This window comes from Emticicia aquatilis, assembly GCF_014644295.1.
Classification (GTDB): Bacteria; Bacteroidota; Bacteroidia; order Cytophagales; family Spirosomataceae; genus Emticicia; species Emticicia aquatilis.
This window is the reverse complement of the sequence record NZ_BMKK01000008.1, coordinates 70,375-89,852: the sequence shown is the minus strand read 5'-3', so window position 1 is coordinate 89,852 and position 19,478 is coordinate 70,375. Positions and strand designations below refer to the sequence as shown.

At 38.7% G+C, this 19,478-nt stretch carries 7 protein-coding genes; 6 read left to right on the top strand and 1 reads right to left on the bottom strand.

Annotation, left to right across the window (positions count from 1 at the left end; all coding sequences use genetic code 11):
- Nucleotides 1-8: 8 nt before the first annotated feature.
- From IEX65_RS18765 to IEX65_RS18740, 6 genes are all read left to right on the top strand, one after another.
- The gene (locus tag IEX65_RS18765) at nucleotides 9-662 is read left to right on the top strand and encodes a response regulator (RefSeq protein WP_188768185.1); all 654 of its coding nucleotides are present in this window, start codon (nucleotides 9-11) and stop codon (nucleotides 660-662) included.
- A gap of 42 nt (nucleotides 663-704) precedes the next feature.
- A complete protein-coding gene (locus IEX65_RS18760; protein ID WP_188768184.1) occupies nucleotides 705-1,814 on the top strand; it encodes a DNA-methyltransferase in 1,110 nt (369 codons plus the stop codon).
- A 1-nt stretch (nucleotide 1,815) separates the two neighbouring features.
- On the top strand, nucleotides 1,816-2,520 hold the full coding sequence (locus IEX65_RS18755) for an MjaI family restriction endonuclease (RefSeq protein WP_188768182.1): 705 nt from the start codon (nucleotides 1,816-1,818) through the stop codon (nucleotides 2,518-2,520).
- A gap of 239 nt (nucleotides 2,521-2,759) precedes the next feature.
- Nucleotides 2,760-5,285, top strand: coding sequence for a nitrite reductase large subunit NirB (nirB, locus tag IEX65_RS18750; protein ID WP_188768180.1), 2,526 nt, complete (start codon nucleotides 2,760-2,762; stop codon nucleotides 5,283-5,285).
- Between the two features lie 94 nt (nucleotides 5,286-5,379).
- On the top strand, nucleotides 5,380-5,724 hold the full coding sequence (nirD, locus tag IEX65_RS18745) for a nitrite reductase small subunit NirD (protein WP_188768178.1): 345 nt from the start codon (nucleotides 5,380-5,382) through the stop codon (nucleotides 5,722-5,724).
- Between the two features lie 192 nt (nucleotides 5,725-5,916).
- Nucleotides 5,917-8,775, top strand: a complete 2,859-nt coding sequence (locus IEX65_RS18740) for a 3-coathanger stack domain-containing protein (protein WP_188768177.1) — start codon at nucleotides 5,917-5,919, stop codon at nucleotides 8,773-8,775.
- Between the two features lie 100 nt (nucleotides 8,776-8,875).
- On the opposite strand, the gene IEX65_RS18735 is transcribed toward IEX65_RS18740, so the two are convergent.
- Nucleotides 8,876-19,453, bottom strand: coding sequence for an SdrD B-like domain-containing protein (locus IEX65_RS18735; protein WP_188768176.1), 10,578 nt, complete (start codon nucleotides 19,451-19,453; stop codon nucleotides 8,876-8,878).
- Between the last annotated feature and the right edge of the window lie 25 nt (nucleotides 19,454-19,478).

Below are 19,478 nucleotides of genomic sequence, written 5' to 3'. Positions count from 1 at the left end.
GATACAATATGACAAACAAAATTAAGTTACTCATCGTAGATGACCATGCGGTTGTACGAAAGGGTATTCAGAATCTGCTTGAGGAAGAGCCAAACATCGAGATTGTCGGCGAAGCTTCAGATGGCATCGAAGCTATCGAAAAAGTAAAAAACCTGAAGCCTACCATCGTTTTGCTCGACCTCACCATGCCCCAAATGTCGGGTTTTGAAGTAGCCAAAATTCTTTCCGACAAACACCCTGCTACAAAATCACTCATTTTTTCGATGCACAATAACCCCGAATACATGGTTACGTCAGTCGAAAACGGTGCGATGGGGTATTTATTAAAAGATACCAGCAAAGAAGAAATCTTAAAAGCACTTGAGAGTGTTTCGGCGGGCAACAAATACTTCCCTCCTACGGTTTCGGCCATGATTATTGATGGACTTTTGGCTCAACGTAAACAAAAAACTACTCCAAAACTCAAAAACACCAGCTTATTTGCCAAAATCTCTAAGAAAGAGCGTGAAATTTTGAAATACATTACCGAAGGCATGAGCAGCCAAGAAATCGCCGAAAAGTTATCTTTGAGTGTCCGAACGGTTTCAAATCACCGTGCAAATATTCTCCGTAAAACCGATGTTAAAAACACCGCAGAGCTGGTTAGATTGGCAGTAGAGTAAAATTAGATTGGAGAAATTGAATTTTCACCCTATTTTTGTTTTATGCAAACAAAACATGAAATACACTTTGGGCTTGCTCAGCAAATGCACCAAGTGCAGGATAATTCCATAGATTTAGTTGTTACCTCTCCTCCATATCCAATGATTGAAATGTGGGATGAAATTATGAGTAAACAAAATCCTGCAATTGCGGAGGCAATTAAGAATCAAGACGGTAAAATAGCTTTTGAATTAATGCACATAGAACTCGATAAGGTTTGGGAAGAAGTAAACAGAGTGACAAAAAACGGTTCATTTGTCTGTATAAATATAGGTGATGCTACTAGAACAATCAATGGCGAATTTCAGCTTTTTTCAAATCATTCACGTATTATTCAGTTTTTCTTAAAGAAAAACTTTTCTTGCCTTCCTGCAATTATTTGGCGTAAACCGACCAACTCACCTAATAAATTTATGGGTTCTGGTATGCTTGCGGCCGGGGCTTATGTTACACTTGAACACGAACATATACTCATATTTAGAAAAGGAGGTAAAAGAGTATTCAAGACTGAAAAAGAAAAGAAAAATCGCCAAGAAAGTGCTTTCTTTTGGGAGGAGCGAAATCAATGGTTTTCTGATTTATGGGAAATTCGTGGTACTAATCAAAAAATGAATACCAGTAATACCCGGGAACGTAGTGGTGCTTACCCTTTTGAAATTCCTTATCGATTAATTAATATGTATTCTGCCAAAGGCGATACCATTTTAGACCCATTTATTGGCACTGGTACTACTACGTTGGCTTCCATGATGCTTAATAGAAATAGTATTGGATTTGAGATTGACGAAAACTTATCTGATACTATTTATAATAATTTATATACCGATAAAATTAATCTGATTAATGATTTTATTCGTGAAAGATTAAAATCGCACATTGATTTTGTTGAGAAACGTATGCTTTCAAATGATACAGATTTCAAACATTTCAATGAGCATTACAAATTTCCAGTAATGACAAGTCAAGAAACTAATCTACTTTTGAATTTTCTTACAGATATCCAACAAACGGATAATCAGATACTTACAACATATTCTACTACTCCAGAAATGAGTTTTGGATATGTTCAAAATACAAGTATAATAAAAGGACAACAAACTTTAGCATTCTAAAATGGCAAAGAAAGAAGCCCCAAAATATTCTCTTGACTTTGGCAAAAAGGAAAAAGTTCTAAATTATGCTTGTCAAACTTACCAATTATCTCGCCCAAATAAAGTTGGTGCTGTAATGGCACTAATTAGAGAGTGTCAACCCAAAACTATTCAAGAATGGCAAAAATGGTATTTTGAAAATGCCTATACAGATGGTAAAAATAATACCAAAATAACGACTGAAAACCTACAAGAACTTGGGGTCAGGCTACATGAAAAAATTATTGGTGTAGTTATTCCTGAATGGCAAGAAGCATTTGCACAACTTACATTAGATGATTGCATTGACTATATCTATAACCTTACAATTAATCGAACCTTTGATGGTTATATACGTGAGAAATCTGTAATATATGATGGTTTAGCTAAAATTTTTCCCGAAATTCAATTTGAAGAAAGTTCTTCGGAGCTTGACCATGCAGGAGACATTGATTATTTAGGTTTTATTGAAAATAAAGCAATTGGTATTCAAATAAAGCCAATTACAGCAAAAGCAAACTTTGGAAATTATTCTCCTTCTGAACGAATGAGAAGGAGTTTTCAAGATTTTACAAATGACTTTGGAGGAAAGGTTTTTATCATTTTCAGTCTTGATGGAGAAATTGGAAACAAAGATGTAATTGAAAAAATGAAGATAGAGTTAGAAAGATTAAAATCATTAAATTAGCCCACTTATAAAGCATTTCATATTTATTCTGCAATAAATACAATTTACCAAAACATTAACTACAAAAATCAAATTTTACCAAATAAAAATTTGCTTTTTAGAAACTCGAAACATATATTTGAATAAAAATGAGTATTTATACTTATTTTAAAGAAATAAATTTAAGCATAATTGACTTCAGAATGGGGGAAACGTACTGAGTCAATGAATGCAGCAAACGTAGGAAAACATAATTCAAAATGACAAACGGAACTAACGTTCTCCGTGTCGTTGTGGTGGGCAACGGCATGGTGGGTTATAAGTTTTGCGAAAAACTTATTGCCAAAGCCAAAGATATTACGCTCGATATTACGGTTTTTGGCGAAGAACCACGACCTGCATACGACCGAGTTCACCTCAGTGAATACTTCGCAGGCAAAACAGCCGACGACCTAACAATGGCTCCGCTCGACTGGTACTTCGATAACGGTATTAAACTTCACCTCTCCGACCCAATCACGAATATAGACCGAGAAGCCAAAACGGTTTCATCGCATCATGGGCTTATTGTTTCTTATGATTATTTAGTGCTGGCCACTGGTTCTGCTGCTTTTGTGCCTCCTATTCCAGGTGTTGAGAAAGATGGTGTTTTTGTGTATCGCACCATAGAAGACCTCGGCATGATGCAAGCACACGCAAAAAAAGCCCGCAAAGGTGCAGTAATTGGAGGTGGACTGTTGGGTTTAGAAGCAGCCAAAGCACTACTCGATTTAGGCTTAGAAGAAACCCACGTCATTGAATTTGCTCCTCGCCTCATGCCTCGCCAAATAGACCAAGCTGGCTCTGATATTCTGAAGGCAAAACTCGAAAGTTTAGGCTTACAAATTCACCTCAATAAAAATACACAAGAGATTGCGGGCGATGGCATCATTACAGCCATGAATTTTGCTGACGGCTCAAAACTTGAAGTGGATATGCTTGTTATTTCGGCGGGTATCAAACCTCGTGACGAAGTAGCTCGTTTATCGGGTTTAGAAGTTGGTTCTCGTGGTGGAATAGTGGTCAATGATAAACTTCAAACTTCTGACCCACATATTTTTGCGATTGGAGAATGTGCTTTACACGACCACATGATTTATGGCTTGGTTGCACCTGGCTACGAAATGGCTGATATTGTTGCCACCAATTTGTGTAACGGAGCGAAGGAATTCAAAGCTTACGACATGTCAACCAAACTAAAATTGATTGGCGTTGATGTGGCGAGTTTTGGCAATGCGTTTATTTCGGAGCCTGACTGCCAGACGATTGTCTATGAAAATAAATCGAAAGGTATTTATAAGCGTATCAATATATCAAACGATAACCAATTGTTGTTGGGAGGAATTTTGGTGGGTGATGCTGAGCAATACAATATGCTTCTGCAAACTGTTAATAATAAATTGGTGCTTCCGAAAGACCCAGAAAACTTGATACTTGGTGCCAGAGGCGGCGAAGAAGATAGTGGTGCGGGAGTAATGGGCTTACCAGACGATGCTTTGATTTGCTCTTGCGAAGCCGTAACGAAAGGACAAATTTGCCACGAAGTTGCAGAAAATGAAGTACATAGTGTAGATGGACTGAAAAAGTGTACGAAAGCAGGAACAGGCTGTGGTGGTTGCGTGCCAATGGTAAAAGACTTGATGCTCGGCACAATGAAAGAGCAAGGAATCTATGTCCGAAATATCATTTGCGAACACTTCGATTATACTCGACAAGAGCTTTTCGATTTAGTAAAAATTAATGAGATAAAGTCATATGAGGGTGTTTTAGATAAATTTGGTAAAGGTGATGGTTGTGAAGTTTGTAAGCCAGCCGTAGCCTCAATTTTGGCAAGTTTATGGAATGACATGATTCTCGCCAAAGGAAATGATATTGCCCAAGACTCAAACGACCGTTTTTTGGCGAATATCCAAAAAGGCGGAACTTACTCGGTTGTACCTCGAATTCCAGGAGGTGAAATTACTCCCGAAAAACTCATTGTTATCGGAACGGTCGCAAAAAAATATAACCTATACACCAAAATAACTGGCGGACAACGTATCGACTTATTCGGGGCTCATCTCAATGATTTACCTGTTATTTGGGAGGAGTTGATAGCCGCTGGGTTTGAGTCAGGTCACGCCTACGGCAAAGCATTGCGTACAGTAAAATCTTGTGTAGGCTCTACTTGGTGTCGCTTCGGTTTACACGATTCGGTGACTTTTGCCGTTGAGGTCGAAAACCGCTACAAAGGCATCAGAGCACCGCATAAATTTAAAGGCGGGGTTTCGGGTTGTGTTCGTGAATGTGCCGAAGCCCAAGCAAAAGACTTCGGAATTATAGCTACCGAAAAAGGTTGGAATCTTTATGTTTGTGGCAATGGCGGTGCAAAACCGCAACACGCTCAATTGATTGCAATCGATATTTCAAAAGAAGATTGCGTGAAATATCTTGATAGATTCTTGATGTTTTATATAAAAACTGCCGAACCTTTGACCAGAACAGCTACTTGGCTCAATAAAATGGACGGCGGCATTGCGTATTTGAAAGATGTTGTGGTGAATGATAGCTTAGGTATTGCCGAAGAATTAGAAACAGAAATGGCAGGCCTGATAAATAACTATAAATGTGAGTGGAAAGAAGCGATTGAAAACGAGAGCATTCGCAAGCGTTTCAGTCATTTTGTCAATGCTCCAGAAGTAAAAGACCCAAGTGTAGCTTTCACACCATTACGTGACCAAAAACGTGCTTTGGAATGGGTAAAATAGTCATGAGTTAATGACGAAACGCTTCATTTTAGAGTTAAAAGTTTGATAAATTTTAATAAAAAATAAAAATATGCTCTTTGGGGGAAGAGAAATTATGACAGTAGAAACAGCAACAGAAACATGGGTAATGGCTTGTTCGGTTACGCAAATACCTGAAAATGGCGGTGGATGTGTTTTGATAAACGACGAACAAATAGCGATTTTTAATTTCACTCGTCGTGGTGAATGGTATGCAACTCAGAACCTTTGTCCGCATCGACAACAAATGGTTTTGGCACGAGGAATGATAGGTTCGGCGGGAGATGAACCCAAAGTGGCTTGCCCATTTCACAAGAAAACTTTCTCGCTCGAATCAGGCCAATGCTTGAGTGGAGATGCCTACGAAATAAAGACTTATCCTGTGAAGATTGAAGATGGAATGGTATTTGTAAGTATTTGATTGTAAGTAAAGGTTTCAAAGCTTTTATTATTCATCATAGGTTAAAGTATATCGGAAAGACTCTTTGGTTTTCAAAGGGTCTTTTTTTGTTCACAAAACTGTAAAGCTTAAAATGGTATTTAGAAGTTTAATTATATTTGCTTTAAAAATTCAATTATCATTTAATTTTACATCTTACTACACAATAAAACAATGAAGTCCCTCTGTATATTTATTACTCTAATTTCATACAATTTATTGGCACAAGAAATTGTGAAAGATATTGCAGTATCTAATAAAAATATAGTTATCGAAAATACCTGTATCGTTGGAAATTCTTTTTATTTCTCTACTAAAAATCTTGAAACTGGTATAAAATCTTTATGGGTTTCGGATGGGCAGACCTCTGGTACAATAGAACTTATCAATACTGGTCAAGCAAATGCCCCAACTGGTTTTGAACGAATGACGGGATGGAACGGTAAACTTTTTTTTGCTTCCGGTTCCGAATATCATAGGGATTTATGGCTAAGTGATGGCACAGTTAATGGTACAATAAAATTTAAAAGTGATATTGGAACATTTGCACAAGGAAATTTTGGAAAGTTTTATAAAGGTAAAAATTATCTTTTTTTTGTATCTCAAAAAGATAATTATGACACAGATGGCATAGATTTGTGGCGAACTGATGGCACTACTTTCGGCACAATATTTTTAAAAGGTCTCTTTACTTCAAGTGAAGTAGAAACTACTTTTTTAGATATTGAAGGTGTTTTTTACTTTATAAGTTTTACTGATAATACCTCAAACCGAACAGAGCAATTATGGAAAACAGATGGGAATACAGTAAACTATTTAGCAAATTTAACCTCAGAGCCGAGATACTTCGCCTCGCAAAGGTTTATAAGATTGAACAATCAACTAATTATTGAGCATTTCAAAGTAATTCCATCAGGTTATACAAATATTATTGAGCTTTGGAAAAGTAATGGAACAATTGCAGGAACATCAAAATATACAGAATATGATGCTGGCTATCGTTCAACAAGTAATTTTAGTGAGTTTTTAGAAATAAATGGTGTTTTATATTTTAATGGCTCAGATACAAATAAGGGAGAACTTTGGCGAACTGATGGCACTCAATATGGCACTTATGCTATTTCAAATTTTGCTTCAAACGGAGATAATTCTAACCCCAGAGGATTCAATAATATAAATAATCAATTAATTGGTTTGGGGTATATCGAATATCAAACTCGATTATTTAGAGTAGGAGCATCAAATTATGCCGAAAAAATTATCATTCCCAATAAAACCTACTATAATGTAGTTAGTTATTTTGCCAAATTAAATAATCAATTATACTTTACGATTGGTAAAGATATTTGGCAGACCGATGGCATCAATTCATCATTATTTTATACTCATAATTCCACTTATGAAGTTTACAAGTTTCATACGACAAACGATAAACTATTCTTTACAGGAAAAAACGATTTGAATCAAGAAAAATTCTTTGTTTATGATGGAAACGCTGCCATAGATTTAGCTACTTATCAAACTGAATCTTCTTTTGTTTTTCAAAAAATACTTGGTCAAACATCAAATATCATTTTCTTTTTAGCTTATGATGATATACATGGCTATGAAATTTGGAGAACTGATGGTACTCAAAATGGCACATTTCTCTTGAAAGATGTAAATACAGAACAAGCTTCTTCTTCTCCTAAAAATATTATTAGTGCGGGTAATAAAATTTTCTTTTTAGCCCGAAATGAAAAAACTGGGGTTGAGCTATGGGAAACAGACGCTATCACATCGGCTACTTCATTGCATCATGAATTTACAATAGACTCGACCCAAAATTTTAATGGTTTAGTAAGTTTTAATGGAAAAGGCTATGTTATGACTAATGGCACAGAGCTTTGGGAAATTAGACCTACTGGTGTTTATAAAATTCGCTCAGAAGGTCGAGAAAGTTCATATCCTGCCAATTTTACCTTGTCCAACAATCGTCTTTTTTTTACATTTAAAGATGTTTTTGGTATCGAACTTTGGTCAATGATTGGCACTTCTGCTTTTAAAGTGAAAACAATTAATTTTTCTTGGGGTTCAAATCCTAAATTCCTGACAGATGTAAACGGCACACTATTCTTTTCGGCAAACAGCGAATATAGCGGAGATGAGCTTTGGAAAAGTAATGGAGAAAGCAGCGGAACTGTTAAAGTTAAAGAAATAACTGCTGGCTCAAGCAGTACGATATTTAATTATTTTTTTAATGCAAATGGTACACTCTTATTCATAACTGACAATGGAAAAAAATTATGGAAAAGTAATGGTACAGATGTAGGAACCATTATTTTGAAAAACTTTGGCAGTGGAATAATCTATAACAAATTCGTTAATTATAATGGATTTGTATATTTTGCAGCCAATGACCCTATCCAAGGTGAAGGCATTTATAGAACAGATGGAAATATTATTGAATTAATAAAACCTTTGAGTCTTAATCTAAGTTCTCAAAACAATTTTGAAATAGTAGTTTTTAAGGATTATCTGTTTTTTAAAGCAAATAATATGCTTTGGAGAACCGACGGTACTAATATTGGAACAAATATTTTTTTGTCGATTTCTTGTTCTGATTTATTTAGTACAACTGATAATCTTTTTTTCAAAGGCTGCGATGCTAACGGATGCGAATTATGGGCAAGCGATAATTTACAAACTCAATTAGTTAAAGATATTCATATTGGTAGTGGAAGTTCAAATCCTAAAAACTTTTATTTTTTTAATGATAAACTCTTTTTTTCAGCTGATGACGGCATAAATGGTGAAGAATTATGGAGTTATACCTATTGCCCTCTCGAAAAAACACTTTCAGATAGTTATCAATCGGGAATAACAAAAAAGATAGAAGTTGCTAATAATATTTTTTCGACAAGTATTATTAACAATGGAGCAAATATTAAACATGATGCAGGAAAATCAATCTTATTAAACCCTGGTTTTAAGGTAGAGAATGGAGGTATATATAAGGCATACGTTAACGGATGTGAAAAAGATAATAATTAGATTAAGAGGCTATCTCAAAAGGTATTATTAAATAATATTTAACGGGATTTTATCTATTATTTATCTAATTTTTCTTCTGAGAAAGCCTCTTTTTTTCTAATTACTTTTTAGATTTTGTTTTTTGAATCACGAAAGGCACACAAATAGTTGGTGGACAATCGCAGAATTCATCGACATAAATCGGACAACAACCTGTTGATGGACAACTTCCGTTGTTAACAGTTACGGTATATTCACCGAAAGTTGTAGCCATGTATGTACTACTCGTTGCTCCTGTGATGGCTTGACCATTTTTGAACCATTGATAAGATGTATATCCTGCTGGTGCTGTGAGTTCAGCTTTTTCTCCAAGTGCCGTACAAACTGGCAACGGAACACTCACACAAGCTCTGGCAAAATCATCTTCTGACTCAACTTTATTTCCAGCAATCGAATCAAAGTCATCTTTGTCCATAGTCTGAATCCAAGCATCGTTACAAACCAATCCAGTTGCTCCTTGGTTGATTCTTGCATTTAGAGTCAAGACCGCTGAATCTCCCTTAGCCAATGAGATACCACTCCAAATACCAGTTGCATTGTTATATGTACCCTCGGTTGCAGTTGCACTGACAAACTCAAAGTTAGCAGATAGACTATCTTTTACTGTTGCTGCAACATCGATTACAATCAAATCTTGACGTTTAACCATTACTTTGAAGCTTACAACATCGCCAGCTTTTCGTTTACAATCTCCTGTGGCAATTTTTGTCAACTTCAAATCAACTTTGTATGTTAAACCAGCATCAACCGATGTAATATCACGAGCAACATCTCCAACTGGTTTAGTAGTATCAACTGTAATAGTTCCCGTTGTGCCAGTTGTATCAGCGTCAGAGTCTTTTGTATCATCAGTACCGCTATCTTTAGTTACTAATGCCGTACCCGTAGGTGCCACAAACTGTACCTTATAGTTTCCTGCCAATAGACTATCAAATTTATAGAGTCCATTGATATTCGTTACTGTCGAGTCGAGCTTCGCACCCGTTACTGCATCAAGTAAGTACACTTTCACACCTGCCACTGGCGTATCGCCTGCTGTTTGTGTGTTTGATTTATCATTATCAGCAAAAACATAATCTCCGATTGAGCCAACAGGCACAAAACCTGCATCAATTTGAGGATTATTACGAAGTATATCTGTCTCAGCTTTTGTTACATCAATACTTACGATTGGCGATAATCCTAAAGCATTTGCATCGCTATCTGTCACATCACTTCCTGTATTAGCTTTTGCGGCTATCATTCCTGCTGGTGCAATAAATTTCACTCGATAATCACCCGTAAGTAGGCTATCGAATAAATATTTACCCAATCCATTAGTCGTGGTGCTGTCTAATAAGATAGTTCCTGTGGCATCATACAACAATACTTTCACACCCGCTATCGGAGCTTCGCCCAAATCTTGCTGACCATCATTGTCAGTATCGGTCCATACATAATCACCAATCGAACCATACTGTAATTGTCCTTTGATACCTGCATCAACTTGTGTAATATCACGAGTTGGGTCGCCTACTGGAGCGTTTGTATTCAGCACAATTGAGTCTGTGATACCAGTCAAAGGGTCTGGATTAGAGTCTTTTGCAGTATCAGTTCCAGAATTTTTAGTTACTATGTTTGTTCCATCAGGGGCTACAAACTGAACTTTGTATGTGCCTGCAAGTAAACTATCAAATTTATACAAACCATTTCCATCAGTAATCGTCGAATCTATCTTAACACCAGCTGCATTTAGTAAATATACTTTTACACCTTGTACTGGTAAATCTCCAGCCGTTTGGGTATTAGAATCGTCTTTATCTTGGAATACGTAATCTCCAATTGAGCCAACTGGTACAAAACCTGCATCAATTTTTAGATTGTTGCGTAATGTATCAGTTTCAGCTTTTGTTACATCAATTGTAATTGGATGCGACCAACCTGCATTGCTAATATCGCTATCGCTTACATCTGCACCTGAATTTTGTTTGGTAACGATTGTTCCGACAGGTGCTACAAATTTGATTTTATACGTTGCCGTAAATAAGCTATCGAATAGGTATTTTCCTGCTGCGTCAGTTACTGTACTGTCCATAATTACTGAACCTGTACCATCGTAGAGATAAACTTTCACACCTGCAATTGGAGCTTCACCCGAATCCTGTTGACCATTATTGTTGGTGTCGAGCCAAACGTAGTCTCCAATCGAGCCAAATGGGCCTACGAGTTTCATACCAGCATCAATACTTGTATTGTCTCGTGCTGGGTCGCCTAATGGTTTAGTGGTATCAATTATAATCGCATCTGTTAGTCCAGTCGCATCAGGATTAGAATCCTTGGTTGTATCAGTTCCAGAAGTTTTTGTTACAAAAGTTCCACCAATCGGAGCTTCAAATTGTATTTTATAACTTCCTGCTAATAAGCTATCAAACAAATACTTACCTGAGGCATCAGTCATTGTGCTGTCTAAAATAACACCCGTCACACCATCTAATAAATACACTTTTATACAAGCTATTGGTTGGTCGCCTGGCGTTTGCGTATTAGAATTATCTTTGTCTTCAAATACATAATCGCCAATCGAGCCAAGTGGAACAAAGCCTGCATCTATTTGTGTATTATTACGTAAAGAGTCAGTCGTTGGTTTCGTTACATCAATCTTGATTAACTGGCTCCAACCTAAATCATTTACATCGCTATCGGTTACATCACTGCCAGTATTTTGGAATGTTGGAACTGTACCAGCTGGTGTTGCAAATTTTATCTTATATGAACCTGTCAGAAGGCTATCGAATAGATATTTTCCTGCAGCATCAGTGATTGCACTATCTAACTTAATTGTACCTGTGCCATCGTAAAGATATACTTTTACGCCTGCTATTGGGGATTCACCTACGCCCTGTTGGCCATCGTTATTGGCATCAGACCATACATAATCTCCGATACTACCATATTGAGGAATACCTTGTAAACCAGCATCCACGCTTGTGTTGTCACGTGCAGGGTCGCCAATTGGTTTTGTGGTATCGATTACAACTGTATCTGTAATACCTGTTGGATTAATATCAGAATCTTTCGTATCATCTCCACCCGTATCTTTGGTAGCTGGCAATGTTCCAGTTGGAATAACTACTTGAACTTTATAAGAACCAGCTATAAGGCTATCAAATTTATAAAGGCCATTAGCATCGGTTAGTGTCGAATCAAGTTTCGTTCCTGTGGTTGCATCAAGTAAGTAAACCTTCACACCCTCCAATGGAACATCCCCCGTGGTTTGAGTATTAGAATTATCTTTGTCTTGGAAAACATAATCACCAATCGAACCTACTGGCACAAAGCCTGCATCTATTTGTGAATTATTACGTAAAGTATCAGTTTCAGCCTTTGTTACATCAATACTCACTAACTGTGACCAACCTAAAGCATTTGCATCGCTATCAGTTACATCAGCTCCAATATTTTGTTTAGCTGCAATTGTACCTGCGGGTGCAATGAATTTTACCAAATAATTGCCTGTTAATAAGCTATCAAAGAGGTATTTTCCAGCTCCATCTGTCAAGGCACTATCAAGTTTGGTTGTTCCTGTAGCATCATACAAATACACTTTCACACCTGCTATCGGAGCTTCGCCCGAATCTTGCTTACCATTATTATTCGTATCAGTCCAGACATAATCACCAATCGAACCAAAAGCAGGAATTAATTGAATACCCGCATCAATAGTCTTGTTATCACGTGCTGGGTCGCCTAATGGTTTTGAGGTATCAAGCGTAATTGTATCAGTAATTCCAGTCAAAGGGTTTGGATTAGAATCTTTTGTAATATCTGTTCCAGAAGCCTTATCAGCCAATAATGTTCCTGAAGGAGCCACAAACTGTACTTTGTAATTGCCTGCTACCAAACTATCGAATACATACAAACCATTGATATCAGATGTTGTAGAATCAAGTTTAGCACCAGTTGTGGCATTAAGTAAATACACCTTGACTCCTGCCAGTGGAGTATCACCCGCCGTTTGAGTATTAGATTTATCCTTATCTTCAAACACATAATCACCAATCGAACCTAATGGTACGAAACCAGCATCTATGTTTAAGTTGTTGCGTAAACTGTCTGTCGGTAATTTGCTAGTGTCGATGCTGATTAACTGGCTCAATCCTAACTTGTTGGCATCACTGTCTGTCGCATCTGCTCCTGTGTTTTGCTTCGAGGCTATCGTTCCTGCTGGAGCTACGAATTGTACTCGGTAACTGCCTGTCGTTAGACTATCAAACAAATACTTTCCTGTCGCATCAGTCACCGTTGAGTCTATCTTCACACCAGAAGCATTTAGTAAATATACTTTTACGCCTGAAAGTGCTGGTTCACCTGATGTTTGTTGGCCATCATTATTCAAATCGCTCCATACGTAATCACCGATACTACCATACGCTGGCTTGATACCTGCATCTATACTCGTGTTGTCTCGCAATGGGTCGCCCAATGGCTTCGTTGCGTCTATTGCTATTACATCCGTCGTGCCATTTGGATTAATGTTGCTGTCTTTTGTTGGGTCGCCACCTGCTGTCTTAGGTGAAGCTTCGCTGCCTACTGGTATCACAAAAGATACTTTGTAGTTACCTGTCAGTAAACTATCAAATTTATATAAACCATTAACCCCTGTTACGGTCGAGTCTAACTTCGCTCCTGTGGTGGCATCTAACAAATATACCTTGATACCTGCTAATGGTGCATCCGTTGGGTCTTGGATACCATCACCGTCTTTATCATTAAACACATAGTCACTGATTGAACCTACTGGTATAAAACCTGCATCTATGTTTAAGTTGTTGCGTAAACTATCTGTCGGTAATTTGCTAGTGTCGATGCTGATTAACTGGCTCAATCCCAACTTATTGGCATCACTATCAGTTGCATCTGCTCCTGTGTTTTGCTTCGAGGCTATCGTTCCTGCTGGGGCTACGAATTGTACTCGGTAGCTGCCTGTCGTTAGACTATCAAACAAATATTTTCCTGTCGCATCAGTTACCGTTGAGTCTATCTTCACACCAGAAGCATTCAGTAAATATACTTTTACGCCTGAAAGTGCTGGTTCACCTGATGTTTGTTGGCCATCATTATTGGTATCACTCCATACGTAATCACCGATGCTGCCGTACGCTGGCTTGATACCTGCATCTATACTCGTGTTGTCTCGCAATGGGTCGCCCAATGGTTTCGTTGCGTCTATTGCTATTACATCCGTCGTGCCATTTGGATTAATGTTGCTGTCTTTTGTTGGGTCGCCACCTGCTGTCTTAGGTGAAGCTTCACTACCCACTGGTATCACAAAAGATACTTTGTAGTTACCTGTCAGTAAACTATCAAATTTATATAAACCATTAACCCCTGTTACGGTCGAGTCTAACTTCGCTCCTGTGGTGGCATCTAACAAATATACCTTGATACCTGCTAATGGTGCATCCGTTGGGTCTTGGATACCATCGCCATCTTTGTCATTGAACACATAGTCGCCGATTGAACCTACTGGTACGAAACCTGCATCTATCTGTAAGTTATTGCGTAAAGTATCACTCGGTAATTTGCTTGTGTCAATGCTGATTAGTTGACTTAATCCTAACTTGTTGGCATCGCTGTCTGTTGCATCCGCTCCTGTGTTTTGCTTCGAGGCTATCGTTCCTGCTGGGGCTACGAATTGTACTCGGTAACTGCCTGTCGTTAGACTATCAAATAAATATTTTCCTGTCGCATCAGTTACCGTTGAGTCTATCTTCACACCAGAAGCATTCAGTAAATATACTTTTACGCCTGAAAGTGCTGGTTCGCCTGATGTTTGTTGGCCATCATTATTGGTATCACTCCATACGTAATCACCGATGCTGCCGTACGCTGGCTTGATACCTGCATCTATACTCGTGTTGTCTCGCAATGGGTCGCCCAATGGTTTCGTTGCGTCTATCGCTATTACATCCGTTGTGCCATTTGGATTAATGTTGCTGTCTTTTGTTGGGTCGCCACCTGCTGTCTTAGGTGAAGCTTCGCTGCCTACTGGTATCACAAAAGATACTTTGTAGTTACCTGTCAGTAAACTATCAAATTTGTATAAACCATTAACTCCTGTTACGGTCGAGTCTAACTTCGCTCCGGTGGTGGCATCTAATAAATATACCTTGATACCTGCTAATGGTGCATCCGTTGGGTCTTGGATACCATCGCCATCTTTATCATTGAACACATAGTCGCCGATTGAACCTACTGGTACAAAACCCGCATCTATGTTTAAGTTGTTGCGTAAACTATCTGTTGGTAACTTGCTTGTGTCAATGCTGATTAACTGGCTCAATCCCAACTTGTTGGCATCACTATCAGTTGCATCTGCTCCTGTGTTCTGCTTCGAGGCTATCGTTCCTGCTGGGGCTACGAATTGTACTCGGTAACTGCCTGTCGTTAGACTATCAAACAAATATTTTCCTGTCGCATCAGTTAATGTTGAGTCTATCTTCACACCCGAAGCATTTAGTAAATATACTTTTACACCTGAAAGTGCTGGTTCACCTGATGTTTGTTGGCCATCATTATTGGTATCACTCCATACGTAATCACCGATGCTGCCGTACGCTGGCTTGATACCTGCATCTATACTCGTGTTGTCTCGCAATGGGTCGCCCAATGGTTTCGTTGCGTCTATTGCTATTACATCCGTTGTTCCATTTGGATTGATGTTGCTGTCTTTTGTTGGGTCGCCACCTGCTGTCTTAGGTGAAGCTTCACTACCTACTGGTATCACAAAAGATACTTTGTAGTTACCTGTTAGCAAACTATCAAATTTATATAAACCATTAACCCCTGTTACGGTCGAGTCTAACTTCGCCCCTGTCGTCGCATCTAATAAATATACTTTGATACCTGCTAATGGTGCATCCGTTGGGTCTTGGATACCATCGCCATCTTTGTCATTGAACACATAGTCGCCGATTGAACCTACTGGTACAAAACCCGCATCTATGTTTAAGTTGTTGCGTAAACTGTCTGTCGGTAATTTACTCGTGTCAATGCTGATTAACTGGCTCAATCCCAACTTGTTGGCATCACTATCAGTCGCATCGGCTCCTGTGTTTTGTTTCGAGGCTATCGTTCCTGCTGGGGCTACGAATTGTACTCGGTAACTGCCCGTCGTTAGACTATCAAACAAATATTTTCCTGTCGCATCAGTCACCGTTGAGTCTATCTTCACACCAGAAGCATTCAGTAAATATACTTTTACGCCTGAAAGTGCTGGTTCACCTGATGTTTGTTGGCCATCATTATTCAAATCGCTCCATACGTAATCACCGATGCTGCCATAGCAATTACCTTGTACTAAATTTACTGGGCAACACAATGCTACTGCACAAGCAGCAGTATTTGTACCTTTCCAAATATACTTTCCAACTGCTGTAGCTATATATGTCTGAGAATTTGCTCCAGCAATTGCAGTTGTATCAGTTCCATTAATTAAATACCATTGATAGCTTGCTAAACCAGCTTGGGCAGTAAGTGTATAGCTCTCTCCCGCACAAATAGGATATGTCGTAGTAGGACAAGCACAGCTTACAGGTGCTGTATAAGTAGTCGTAACTGGACAAGAACTTGTACTAAAGTCGGCCGATACTGTATGACTTGCCCCATCAGATGGCAAATTTGTTATTGTATATGAAATTGGACTTGTAAATGGTGCATTGAATACAACTGATTGTGAACCAATAGATACTGTTAATGTTCCAGTTGTTGGTGGATTCGTAAACGAAATACTACCTGAAACACTATATGAGTTAGTAGCAGGAGTACATGTACTTGGTTGTACTGTAATCCCTGTGATTCCCCCAGTTGTTACACTTGTTGTAGCAGTGGCAGTACAACCTGTTGTTGCATCAGTCACGGTAACTGTATAAGTACCTGCTGTTGTAATATTTACTGTTGCGGCTGTCCCTAATCCATTTGACCATGAATAAGTTCCACCGCCCGTCGCTGTGCGTTGCACACTCGTTGTAGTACAGGTCAAGTTATTTGTACCCGTAATGCCCGCTGTGGGTGGAGTATTATTTAAAGTTACATTCGTAGTGGCAGTAGCAGTACAACCATTTGTTGCATCGGTCACAGTAACTGTGTAAATACCTGCTGTAGTAATATTTACTGTAGCAGATGTACCTAATCCATTTGACCATGAGTAAGTTCCCCCGCCTGTCGCTGTGCGTTGCACGCTCGTTGTAGTACAGGTTAGGTTATTTGTACCTGTAATGCCCGCTGTGGGTGGGGTATTATTTAACATTACACTCGTAGTGGCGGTAGCTGAACAGCCTGTCGTTGAATTTGTGACTGTTACAGTGTAGGTACCTGCTGTAGTAATATTTACTGTAGCAGATGTACCTAATCCATTTGACCATGAGTAAGTTCCGCCACCCGTCGCTGTGCGTTGCACGCTCGTTGTAGTACAGGTCAAATTATTTGTACCTGTAATACCTGCTGTGGGTGAGGTATTACTTGACGTTACATTCGTAGTAGCGGTAGCAGTACAACCATTAGTTGCATCTGTTACAGTAACTGTATAATTACCTGCTGTAGTAATATTTACTGTAGCAGATGTACCTAATCCATTTGACCATGAATAAGTTCCCCCGCCCGTCGCTGTGCGTTGCACGCTCGTTGTTGTACAGGTTAGGTTATTTGTACCTGTAATTCCTGCTGTTGGTGCTGTATTATTTAATGTTACACTCGTAGTGGCAGTAGCAGTACAACCATTTGTTGCATCAGTCACAGTAACTGTGTAAATTCCTGCTGTAGTAATATTTACTGTAGCAGATGTACCTAATCCATTTGACCATGAGTAAGTTCCACCGCCCGTCGCTGTGCGTTGCACACTCGTTGTAGTACAGGTCAAGTTATTTGTACCCGTAATGCCCGCTGTGGGTGGAGTATTATTTAAAGTTACATTCGTAGTGGCAGTAGCAGTACAACCATTTGTTGCATCGGTCACAGTAACTGTGTAAATACCTGCTGTAGTAATATTTACTGTAGCAGATGTACCTAATCCATTTGACCATGAGTAAGTTCCCCCGCCCGTCGCTGTGCGTTGCACGCTCGTTGTAGTACAGGTCAAGTTATTTGTACCCGTAATGCCTGCTGTGGGTGGGGTATTATTTAACGTTACACTCGTAGTGGCGGTAGCTGAACAGCCTGTCGTTGAATTTGTGACTGTTACAGTGTAGGTACCTGCTGTAGTAATATTTACTGTAGCAGATGTACCTAATCCATTTGACCATGAGTAAGTTCCGCCACCCGTCGCTGTGCGTTGCACGCTCGTTGTAGTACAGGTCAAATTATTTGTACCTGTAATACCTGCTGTTGGCAAAGGATTGACGGTAACCTGTGCAGTAGAAGTACCTGTGCAACCATTTGCATCGATTGCTGTTACAGTGTATATTCCACCTTGTGCTGTCGTAACATTTGGAATCGAAGGATTTTGGCTTGTAGAAGTAAAACCATTTGGTCCAGTCCAGCTGTATGTATATGGTGTGGCTCCATTCGAAGGAACAATACCTATTGTTGCTGTATTTCCAGCACAAACCGTTGCATTTGTACGAGTAAATGCAAAATCTGGACAAGCCGTGAAGGTAAATCCAGAAATTCTAATGGCTTGGTTATCACTTACACCGTTAGTAGCACCTTTTGCTGGTTGTGTAATCGTTCTACCATCAGATAAAGTGTATGTTCCGCCATTAACCCACCAATTATACCAAGTTGGATTTGCTTGTTCAGCAGCTGCATCGTCTGGACCATTTGAATAAGCTATATCTAATTGCGTGATAGCATCACTTGTATTAACCGTTATTGTTCCTCTGGGGTCATCAGGTGTTAGATTTGTAGCAGTATTATCATAAGTACATCTTACAGTTTGACCTGATTGCGTTAGTAAGCTTCCTAAAGCACTATAATTAACTGGCACATTTCCCATCGGACCTATGGCCGTAACAGTTACCTCATCTTGGTATGAATTTCCTGGTAATTCATAGACAGAAAGTGTGGAAGGTGAGCCTGTTAGATTTTGGTTTCTATCTTGTAGTAAAGTTCTTCCATCAATATCTCCAATTGTAAAGGCATTTAAAAATACTGGTTTTGAGAATGTAAACCTAACAATAACATCCTCTAAATGAGTAAACGAGTTCATGGCAAATGTAAGGTAATTCAAGCCATAAGCACCATTAGTCTGTGTATAAAACGGAGCACAATCAGAATCCCATGGGTCAAGTATATTTCCATTACCAGTTACATTGTCTGTTTGTCCACTTACTCCAGGGTAAGGTAAACATCCTCCCCCAGCATCAAATGGATTTGTGTTATATGTATCTGGGTCACAGTTCCTATTATTAGGGTCAATAATGGTCATGGTCACTGTAACTGTACATCCAGTACCACACGAAATCGTGTACGATTTGGTCACATCAGTAGCTGCCCAAGTATTGCCAGTTGTACCATTAAACCAACTAAAAGTTCCTTGTCCAACTGATATAAAACTTATCAATGAAAGCAAAATGCTAATTGATAATGTTGTATAAAGCCTTTTAGTGTTAGTATAGCTACCAACACCGTCAAGGCTTTTTAATTTATGAATAAATATTTTCATCGTAAGAATGTTTTATTTTTTCTGT